This window comes from Streptomyces sp. NPDC088745 (assembly GCF_044751045.1).
GTDB classification, from domain to species: domain Bacteria; phylum Actinomycetota; class Actinomycetes; order Streptomycetales; family Streptomycetaceae; genus Streptomyces; species Streptomyces cremeus.
Genome location: NZ_JBIVLB010000032.1, coordinates 1 through 4,431, shown reverse-complemented (window position 1 = coordinate 4,431; position 4,431 = coordinate 1). Strand labels below are relative to the sequence as shown.

Sequence of the window (4,431 nt, the reverse complement as noted above, 5' to 3'; positions counted from 1 at the left end):
GCCCGTGCTCCCGGACGCCTCGATCCCCGGCCTGCCGATCATCCCGATCGCCTTCGGCGGCCTGACCGTCACGCCGTACGTCGACTCGGCCAGCAAGCGACTCGCCTACAGCTACCGCGCCACCGAGATCCACCCGGCCCAGATCCCGGGCCAGGCCCAGAGCAACGCCAAGGCAGCCAAGGAGGGCTGAGCGTGTCCCAGATCGGAACCTTCGTCGAGGCCGCCCCGTACGTCACCGGGGCGGCCGTCGCCGCCAGATACTCCGTCCCCCTCGCCCGGTACTACCGGGCCTCGCCGGAACTGCGCCAGAGCATCAAGGCCGCCCGCCGCGCCCGCCGCTCGTGGAAGACCTTCTGCGAAATGGCCGGCATGACCGTGCAGCAGCAGCCCGGCCTCCTCGCCCAGATGACCAACACCAGCGGCAAGAAGCTCGAACCCCACACGCTCATCCCGCCGATCCGCACCACCCCGGACGTCTTCGGCTTCACCGCCTACAGCCGCGCCCTGCCGAACATCGGCCTGGCCGACTGGGACAAGATCCGGGACCACATCGCAGACCAGTGGGGCGTCTCCCGGATCAAGCTCTGGCAGCCCAAGCCCGGCTACATCAACGCCCGCGCCTACCTCCGCGAACCCCTCGACGCCGTGATGCCCTCCGAGCTGACCACCATCGACGGATCACCCCTGGTCAAGCCCGGCAGCCTCCGCGCCGACTCGGACATCGTCCTCATGTACTCCGAGGACGGCGACCCCATCACGGTCAACCTCGCCCGGTCCTCCCACGGAGCCATCCAGGGCGTCACCCGCTCCGGCAAGTCGATCACCGTGAACACGCTCCTGGCCCATGCCGCACTCATGGCCGACGTCCAGACCGTGATCATCGATCCCAACCTCGGTGCCGTCGCGCCCTGGTGGCGAACCGCCCACACCGTCAACGCCGACATCTCGCCGGACGGACCCACCGAGATCCTTCGCGCCATCCGCGCCGAGATGGACCGCCGACAGGGCATCTTCTGGGCCAAGCGCACGGACAAGATCACGGACTTCTCCCCGGAGGTTCCGCTGATCCTGCTCGTGATCGATGAGGTCTCCAACTACACCAACTGGGGCGACAAGAAGAAGGCCGAAGCCTTCCGGGCCGAGCTGCAAGCCGTCGCCTCCCAGGGAGCCAAGTTCGGCGTCCGCCTCTGGCTCCTCGGCCAGAAGCTCGAAGCCTCGGTCCTCAACACCGCGACCCGGACCAACCTCACGTCTCGGATCTCCCACCGGGTCGACACCATGGAGGACTTCCTCCACCTGTTCCCCGACGGCCGCGACCTGGAGGTGAACGCCGCCGACCGCTCCATGCCCCAGGGCATCGGGATCGCCGCCGTTCAGGGCATGACCACACCCCTCCGCGCCCGGTCGGTCTACCTGCCCACGGAACACTGCTGGACCATCGCGGACGCCATCGTTGACGCACTCGGCGAAGTCCGTCCGCTCCCCGCGCCCAAGCTCACGCTTGCCGCCGAAGCCGCCGAACGCGCGGCCTGATCCGAGGAGCCTGCATGCAACTCGACCACTACCGCCAGAACCTCCCCGCGGCTTCGACCCCGCGACCGGTCGGCCGGTACATCGCACTGGGCGCCGGCGCTTTGGTCGCCGTCACGTGGTCCATGGCCGTGCTCACGGTCCTGGTCATCGCGCTCGCCATCGGAGCCATGTCCGTGGCCTTCCTCGCGTCCGTGCTCAAGGGCCTGATCGGCTCTCAGAAGCGCTAACGGCGTGTCGACCGCCCTACGGGGCAACGGGGCGGGAATCGTGCCCCAGACAACCGCTGAGGCCCCAGGGACGCACTCCCAGGGGCCTCGGTGTCGTCCGTGTCCAGCCTGCATGACTCAGAACGGAGAAGACGTGACCACGGTACAGGGAGAGACCGTCAGCGGTCACCCCGACGCGGACCGTTTGGCTGGGGAACTGCTCCCCCCGGCCGACTTCCCCGCCCCCGCCGTCCCTGAGCGGGCGGAGCATGAGCGTCGGGACGGCGGGGGCTTCGCGGCCTCGGCCGCGACAGGGCTTGTTACATCTGCCATAACTGTCCGTGTAAGCGAAACCGCAGGTCAGAGCTTCGACCTCGGAACCCTCTGGGCACCCTCGTTCCCCGGTCCAGAGCTCGTGTCCGCTGCGGCCGGACTGTTCGCCAAGCGCCCCTCGTGGAACGGCCATGAAGGCCCCCGGCCGCGACTGGTCATCGCTCCCGGCGTCGTCTCCCTCGAAGCCCCGGACATGGCCAAGCGGGAACGCGCCCTCGAACGAGACCAGCGCCGCCGCCAGGTCGACGCCGAGATCCTCGGTGCCTGGCTCCACGCCACCGGTTCCTTCCCGGCCGACGCCGAACCGACCCGCGAGATCACCGGCTGGTCCCGCCGCTCCCGCTCCCGCATGATCCGCCGTCTGGCCGAACTCGACTGGACCCCGATCCTCTCGGCCGCCTGCTTGCCCTGCATGATCACGCTCACGTACCCCGGCGACTGGCTCACCGTGGCCCCGGACGGCGAGACCTCGAAGAAGCACATCACTGCCTTCTACAAGCGGTACGAACGAGCCTGGGGTGTCGAATTCGTCGGCCCCTGGAAGTTCGAGTTCCAGCACCGAGGAGCCCCGCACTATCACCTCTACTGCGTCCCCCCGCAGGGAATTGCCGGGGAAAAGCGAAAAGCAGAACACGCCCAACGAATTGCGGAATGGCAGGAATTGAAAGCACGGGGAATCGACCCCGGACCAAAACCCCGATTCCGTAAGGCAATTGGCGACGGCCTGAAATTCGCCCAATGGCTCAGCATCACTTGGGCCGACATCGTGGATCACCCGGACCCCGAACAGAAAGCGAACCACCTGGCAGCCGGAACCGGTGTCGACTACGCCGAAGGAATGCGGACTTCGGACCCCAAGCGACTCGCCGTCTACTTCGCCAAGCACGGGATCTACGCGGACAAGGAATACCAGAACCGAGTACCCGAAGAATGGCAGGCACCCGGCAAAGGCCCCGGCCGATTTTGGGGCTATCGCGGGCTCAAAGTCCTGGTCGCCCAAGTCGAGATCGAGTGGCCCGAGTACCAACTCATGAGCCGAACCCTGCGCAAGCTCGCCGCCCGTACCCGCGTCTGGGACGCCTCCCTCGACGGAGGCCGGGGAGGACACCGTTGGGTCAAGGCCACTCGGACCGTCGAGGTTCCCCGCCGGCCGTTCCTCGACCCGGAGACCGGAGAGGTTGGACACCGCCAATTCCGGAAGGTCCGCCGACCGGTCAAGCGCTTCGTCCGAACCTCCGGATTCCTCTGCGTGAACGACGGTCCCGCTCTCGCCTCGACGCTTTCCCGACTTCGCGAATCGTGTTTGACCTGACGACCCGTCAGGCTTAGCTGACGCACCGTCAGAGAGGCTTTGAGCAACCTTTGATCGGCGGGGCGGGATCATGAAAGGGGGCCATTATACTTGTGCCAATGGAGAGGGCAGGATGCCCTCACCCAGTAGTTAGCACTCGGCCCCCTTTCTTGATCCCGGAGGGGTCCCCGCCGATTAAAGGTTGCTTAAAGCCTCGGCCCCCAAAATTCTTGAACGCCTGCGGCGTCCGCTCCGTCTGCCGACAGCAAAAACCCCCCGCCGCTCGCGACAGGGGGTAAATGACGGGGACTCAGGATCAAGACTTTTCCCGCCGCTTATACAGCGCCGCCCTCGTGATCCTTCCCGCCTCCGCGATCTCGGACGGAGTGAGGATCTTCTCCGCGTCGGCACGGTCGCTCAACTCCCGCTCCAGCAACCGGAGTTGGTCCCGAGCGTCAGCAGCCGTCCGCAGTAGGGTCCGGTACCACTCCCGCTGATCACCCCGGTTCGCTCGGTCGGCCAGCAGCCCGTACGACACGAGTTCTTTGACCTTCTCCAGACGATCTTTCGCCTGGTCAGCCTGCGTTTCCGGCACTGCGGTCACGGCGTACTCCCTATCCCAGTGGTGTAAATCAGTTGACAGTCCCCGTCTAGTGGGTCCATCGTAGAGCCCAGCACAGCCCGTAGTCATCACTTCCGCAGATGACGAACCCTCAGATTCAGGAGAGAACCCCATGGCCATCCGCCCCGGAGCCCGCATTCCCGTCCACAACGAGACCGCATTCCCGCACGGCGTCTTCGCCACCGGCGACGTGTCGCCGGTCGAATCCTTCGTAGACGGCAAGAAGACCGGCCGACAGGAGACCGACCCGCAGAACGGCCTCCTGGTCTGGTCCGTCGCGGTCCTCGACGGAGACCCCGAGCTGAACGCCAAGGCCAAGTCCTTCGCCGTCAAGATCAGCGCCCCGCACCAGCCCGTGCTCCCGGACGCCTCGATCCCCGGCCTGCCGATCATCCCGATCGCCTTCGGCGGCCTGACCGTCACGCCGTACGTCGACTCGGCCAGCA

5 protein-coding genes and 1 pseudogene are annotated in these 4,431 nt (G+C 66.7%); 5 read left to right on the top strand and 1 reads right to left on the bottom strand.

The features are described 5' to 3' along the window. From ACIP93_RS37670 to ACIP93_RS37655, 4 genes and pseudogenes are all read left to right on the top strand, one after another. Nucleotides 1-190, top strand: a pseudogene (locus ACIP93_RS37670) (hypothetical protein); the annotation flags it as partial. A 2-nt stretch (nt 191-192) separates the two neighbouring features. Further along, entirely contained in the window at nt 193-1,533 is a 1,341-nt protein-coding gene (locus ACIP93_RS37665; RefSeq protein WP_366392942.1) for an FtsK/SpoIIIE domain-containing protein, read from the top strand. A gap of 14 nt (nt 1,534-1,547) precedes the next feature. Next, nucleotides 1,548-1,760 (top strand): SpdD protein, encoded by a 213-nt coding sequence (locus ACIP93_RS37660; RefSeq protein WP_366392943.1) that lies wholly within the window; start codon nt 1,548-1,550, stop codon nt 1,758-1,760. 133 nt (nt 1,761-1,893) lie between these two features. Next, nucleotides 1,894-3,384, top strand: a complete 1,491-nt coding sequence (locus tag ACIP93_RS37655) for a hypothetical protein (RefSeq protein WP_401766981.1) — start codon at nt 1,894-1,896, stop codon at nt 3,382-3,384. Nucleotides 3,385-3,679: 295 nt separating this feature from the next. On the opposite strand, the gene ACIP93_RS37650 is transcribed toward ACIP93_RS37655, so the two are convergent. Further along, the gene (locus ACIP93_RS37650; protein WP_366392940.1) at nt 3,680-3,967 is read right to left on the bottom strand and encodes a hypothetical protein; all 288 of its coding nucleotides are present in this window, start codon (nt 3,965-3,967) and stop codon (nt 3,680-3,682) included. 130 nt (nt 3,968-4,097) lie between these two features. On the opposite strand from ACIP93_RS37650, the gene ACIP93_RS37645 reads away from it, so the two are divergent. After that, nucleotides 4,098-4,431 (top strand): plasmid replication, integration and excision activator (locus tag ACIP93_RS37645; protein WP_401766978.1); only part of this gene is annotated, 334 nt, incomplete at its 3' end.